Raw genomic sequence first — 5447 nt, 5'->3', positions numbered from 1 at the left:
CTATAGAGAGAAAAACGCCTATAACACCTCCCAGCAGTGTTAAAATAACATTCTCTACAATAAACTGATAAACCAGTGTTTTAGATGAAGCGCCAAAAGCCTTTCGAACTCCAATCTCCGAGGAACGCTCCATTATCCTGGTAATATTAATATTTACCAGATTTATAGTAGGTAGCAACAGGAACAGCAAAATAAAAAGACTAACAATTGCGATCATCCTGGAAATACCCACGTTTTCATCATTTCCAAATAATTTTCTTGACATACTTTCAAGCATGGTATCTGCATGAGCATAAAGTTTGTCATATTCCTTATCGTTAGTTGGGATTTTTGAGAGCATTTGCTGATATTCTGCCCTCATTTTGGGAACATCTGCTTCAGATTTAGCAAGTAATACAGCGCCGAATCCTCCCTGAAAGCCAACGTCTTTATAGTTTCCTTTCGAAACAGTGTATGGCAAATACAAATCACCATAGAAATTGCGCATACTTCTTGGTAAATCCTTAACCACGCCAATGATCCTGTAACTAACGTTATCGGCCTCTATGTACTTTCCTACAACTGATTTAGCATCACCAAAGTAATTTCTTTTATTGCTTTCTGAAATCACCCCTACTCTCTCCCCATTATCAATCTGCTGCTTGGTATAGGGTTTTCCCTCCAAAAATTGATATTCGGCAATTTCCCAATAATTAGCATCTGTATATTTGTATTCCATAACAACTTTCTTGTTGTTTACATAAGCATTCGCCTTGGCAGAGAAAGAGAAAATGCCAATCTTTTCCGGAGTCTTTAGTTTCGATACATAATGATCCAGGAAATAAAAAGAAGCCGAGCTTCCATTATACCAGCCATTTTTAGAGCTTACCAGAGCCACACCTGTGATATAAAGAGATCTGTTTCTCTTGTAGTCAGGGTATGAAGGACTTAACATCTTATCAAAAAACGCAGTCGTTACCATCAATATCGTAAGCGTAAAGCTAATGCCAAACAAACTGATAAAAGTGAAGAACTTTCTCCGTTTCAATACTGCTATGGCTATTTTAAAGTAGTTTTTAAGCATAACTATAGGATTTATTGTACTTGAGAACCATCAAACAAACGTACCAGACGGTGCGTTTTATGTGCCATATTTTCATCGTGGGTAACCATCACTATGGTAGTACCATCATTCTTGTTCAGACTAATCAGAATATCCATAATCTCATTCCCCATAGCACTATCAAGGTTACCTGTTGGCTCATCAGCCAGAATGATCTGGGGTCTGCCTACAATAGCCCTGGCAATAGCCACACGCTGACGCTGCCCCCCGCTAAGCTGGGTTGGGAAATGCTTGATTCTGTTGCTCAGTCCTACTTTTGCCAAGGCTTCGGTAGCCAATTCTCTGCGCTCTTTAGCAGATCCAGAACGATACAATAGCGGCAGTTCCACATTATCCAACACTTGTAAGTCATTGATCAGGTGATAGCTCTGAAATATAAATCCAAGTTTTTGATTTCTGAATTTTGCCAGTTGCTGATCCGAGAATCTGGTAATATCCTGATCTGCTATTCTAATACTGCCTTTTGATGGTTCATCAAGCAAACCCATAATATTAAGAAGTGTACTTTTACCACATCCCGAAGGACCCATTATTGATAAAAACTCTCCTTTTGCAATATCCAGGTTAATGCCATTTATAGCCAGTGTTTCAACCGTATCGGTGCGATACACCTTTTCAATATTTTGTAAACGTATCATAATGTATAATTAGTAATTAAGATTTATTTATAAGTTATTTTTTCATTCTTTTCGAAATCATATAGCGACAAATACCTCAACTGGTAATAGGCTCCCCAAAAATCTCTTAATGAAGCCACATAATCTCTTTTGGCTCTATCGCTTTCCTGAAAGGCTATGCTCAGATCTGTTATACTCAAATTGCCTAAAACATAGCGTTCACTTGCAATCTGATATTTTTCAGAAGCAATCCTATCGGCTTGCGCGGTTAGCGCCAATTGCTCTTTCATCATATTAAAAAGCGTAACCTGCGTTACTATCTGTTGCTTAAAGGTTTGCTTGTCTTGCTCTACTTCATAAATAGTAAATTGCTGATTCGCCTCGGCTGTTTTGGTTCTGGATTTAGATCTTCCCCAATCAAGAACCGGAATAGCCAATTGTAACTCAACAGATTGTTGACTTTTAGGTGAACGGTAAACATCTAGTATATTACTACCTGCGCTAGAGAAGCCCAGATTAGCTTTTAAGGTTGCTATAAGCCCATTCTCTCCTTTAGCCTTAGCTACATCCCGTTTTGCCTCAGCAATACGTCTAACAAAAGCTATCGCATCAGAGCGATTTTCAAATGCTTCAGTTAGAACCCTTTCTGAAGTAACCTCAACACGTTTTACTGCCTCTGGCATGGTCAGCACAATCCTGTCATCCCCCTCTATCCCGGCATAGCTTCTTAAGTTCAGCGTTGCAATTTCCATATCTCGTTTGGCCGTTCCAACAGCTTTCTTAGCATTTACCTGCTCAAGTTGTAATTGCAGAATTTCATTTTTAGAGATTTTTCCCAATTCAAATTTGGTATTGGCTATGGTTAAGATGTTGCCGGTATTTGTATAATTCGTCTCTGCGATATGAAGATTTACCTGAGCAAGCAACAGATCAAAGAAATATCCGGTAACTGTTACAGAAATTTGTTCCTGCGATTCTATGTAAGCTTGTTTACTCTCGTTGTATTTTAAGGGTGCTATTTTTTTATCCCATTTGAGGCTATTAAACTGCAACAAAGGTTGTATGTACCCAATACCATAAGGAGTACCATTATACAACACATTGTCCCTATCAAAATCTGTAAAACGTTGCAACTGGGTGGTACCATAAATAGTACCACCTGTTGCGGCCAAACTCTGACTAAAATCGAGCGTTAGTGAAGAATTATCATTTCTTATTGGCTGAAAAGCTACTGTTCCATTTGGTTGAAGTACTTGAGAGTAGGTTTTATTGTATCCGGGCAAAATACCACTTAATGCCAACTGAGGCTGATAATTAGACTTAAATGTCCGCCACTCCCAATACTTGGTTTCCTTAACTGTAATGGCTTGTTTTGCGGCTATTGAATTCGACTTAGCTTTTTCAACTACCTCGTTTAAAGTTAGTTTCAAAGTGTCGGCCGCATTTTTTAATTCTATGCTACTGCCCCAAACGTTAAAGCAATACATGATCATTAGGGTTGTGAAACTGATTTTCATACGCTTATGATCAATTAGTGATTGAAATTTCTTTTGAATACGCATACTTGCTCATATCGGATGTGATCACAGTCTCACCTGCCTTTATACCACTGATGATCTCTATGTAATCAAAATTGCTAAGTCCTGTTTTCACATTTCTTCGTACTGCTTTTCCGTTATTTAGCACAAACACCTCTTGCTGATTTGAACCTTTAAAGGCCGCTCCGTTATTCACCCGAATTACCTTACTTCTGGTTTCAGTAATCAGAAAAACATCAACTTTCATGTTTGGCCTAAGCAGCTTATTATTCTTTTCGTCCAACTGGACTTCAAATGAAACAATTGAGTTGCTTACAGCCGGAGAAACACTGGCAACAGATCCTCTAAGTTGAATATCGTTTATCCTGATAATAGCGGGCATATTATTGTGAAGCTGATCTAACATATTGTCCGATATACTTCCTGCAACCTTATAACTGCTCAGGTTTGCAATTCTAGCCAATGACTCGCCCTCCTTTATGCTTGCGCCGATATTTTTATTTACCCAGGTTACCACACCTTCGCGTGTAGCGATCACATTTGCAAGATCAAGCTTACGTTTTAAGGCTTGTTGATCGTTTTTTTGAATGGCTAAAGCAATTTCGGCCTCCCTGATCTCTATTTTCATGGTCTGCTGCTTGTTTTTAATTTCATTTTCAAGCTGCTGCTTTTCCAGTTCTGCTACTTTTAAATTTAACTGAGCCTGCTCAATATCTTCCTTAGTTCCTCCACCGGCTTTGTATAGCCTCTGGGCACTTGCTACTGCATCTTTAAAATTTGCAATGCGTAATTGTTTAATGTTATTATTGGAATTGATGTCGTAAAACGTTTTCTCGAGATCAAGCTTTAGTTTTCTGATTTCGTTTTCTTTGGATTCAATTTGAAACTTTAGTTTATCAAAATCAGTTTCGGCAGATGATTTATCAAGAGTAAGAATAGATTGTCCGGCTTTTACCTTTGTGCCTGCATCCATTAATACGTTTCTTACAGCTGCATTTATAGGGCTGGTTAACACCTCTTCAAATTCAGGCAGCACTTCTCCTGTAGCATTTATTGTATTTTCTATATCCCCAGTTTCAGCCACCGCTGTGGTAAATTCGGAAGTAGCTATCGAAGGTTTGATGTAAGCCCGTAAAGTGAATATTCCTCCAATTATAATTCCCACTATTATGATTACAATTATTCTGGTTTTCTTCTTTCTTTTTACGGTAACTTCTTCTTCAATTGATTTGTCCATTGCTTGTTTGTTTCGACAAAGCATTACAACTCAAATACCAAACTTAAATATCTAATAAACAGTTAATTACATAAATAATAATTCATAAAAATGCCCGATAACAAACTAAACGTTCGATATCGGGCATTTTTAAGTAATACTAGTTAAATCGTATTTAGGGAGTTTAAATAATTCTCAACTATAGGAACATCTGCTTCTGCCCAGTCTTGATCTAAAAGCTCAGATGAATTTAGCCATTGGTATGATACATGCTCTCTTAATTCAATAGAACCGCCAATAACTTTACAAACAAAAGGGATTAGATTAATCGAAAATTCAACATAATGATGAATGTTGGCTGGCATTTCAAAAAGAATCTCAACATCCAGATTTAACTCCTCTTTTATTTCTCTTATCAGGCATTCGGAAGGGGTTTCTCCTTCTTCAATTTTTCCTCCTGGAAATTCAATTTTCAATGGTAGTTTCATTGATGCACTGCGCTGAGTAACCAATATGCTATTGGAATCATCCACTATTATGGCGCAAGTAACATTAATCATAATTATTTTTTACCATTTCATTAATTCCATCACTCTTCTAAACTCCTCTTGAAGAGGGGCTTTAAGGTGAATTTCTTCATTGGTTACCGGATGCTTAAATATAAGTTCTGATGCATGTAATAACATCGTAGTCATTTCCCATTGCTCTTTAAACAGTTTATTTTGTTTATTGCACCCATGCTTGCGGTCGCCAATTATAGGATAGAAAATATGAGCAAAGTGTTTTCTAAGCTGATGCATTCTTCCGGTTGTTGGTGTAGCTTCCACTAAGGAATATCTTGAGGTGGTATGTTTACCGAAGGCAACATCCAGCTCTRCCCTCTTTAAAGTTATAAAAGCAGTAAAAGCATCCTGAATGGTTCCATTTTCTTTTGCAAGAGGATAATCTATATCCTGGCTATCAGGCGCATACCC

General features: G+C 37.7%; 6 protein-coding genes. All 6 read right to left on the bottom strand.

Features of this window, described 5'->3' with window-relative positions:
• Positions 1 to 1063, bottom strand: a 1063-nt coding sequence (locus tag AC1DDX_RS22540) for an ABC transporter permease (protein WP_477622632.1), incomplete at its 3' end; no start/stop codon positions are given.
• An 11-nt stretch (positions 1064 to 1074) separates the two neighbouring features.
• Positions 1075 to 1740 carry an ABC transporter ATP-binding protein gene (locus AC1DDX_RS22535; RefSeq protein ID WP_172662446.1) on the bottom strand — a complete coding sequence of 222 codons (666 nt, stop codon included), beginning with the start codon at positions 1738 to 1740 and terminating at the stop codon, positions 1075 to 1077.
• 23 nt (positions 1741 to 1763) lie between these two features.
• A complete protein-coding gene (locus tag AC1DDX_RS22530; RefSeq protein WP_216854452.1) occupies positions 1764 to 3236 on the bottom strand; it encodes a TolC family protein in 1473 nt (490 codons plus the stop codon).
• 10 nt (positions 3237 to 3246) lie between these two features.
• Positions 3247 to 4494, bottom strand: a complete 1248-nt coding sequence (locus AC1DDX_RS22525; RefSeq protein WP_288883917.1) for an efflux RND transporter periplasmic adaptor subunit — start codon at positions 4492 to 4494, stop codon at positions 3247 to 3249.
• 143 nt (positions 4495 to 4637) lie between these two features.
• A complete protein-coding gene (locus AC1DDX_RS22520; RefSeq protein WP_288883918.1) occupies positions 4638 to 5033 on the bottom strand; it encodes a (deoxy)nucleoside triphosphate pyrophosphohydrolase in 396 nt (131 codons plus the stop codon).
• A 9-nt stretch (positions 5034 to 5042) separates the two neighbouring features.
• A partial coding sequence (locus AC1DDX_RS22515; protein ID WP_477622631.1) for a pseudouridine synthase occupies positions 5043 to 5447 on the bottom strand: 405 nt, incomplete at its 5' end.

The organism is Pedobacter sp. 10L46_2 (assembly GCF_056395165.1).
The sequence above is the reverse complement of the archived record's forward strand: the minus strand, read 5'-3'. Positions and strand labels throughout refer to the sequence as shown.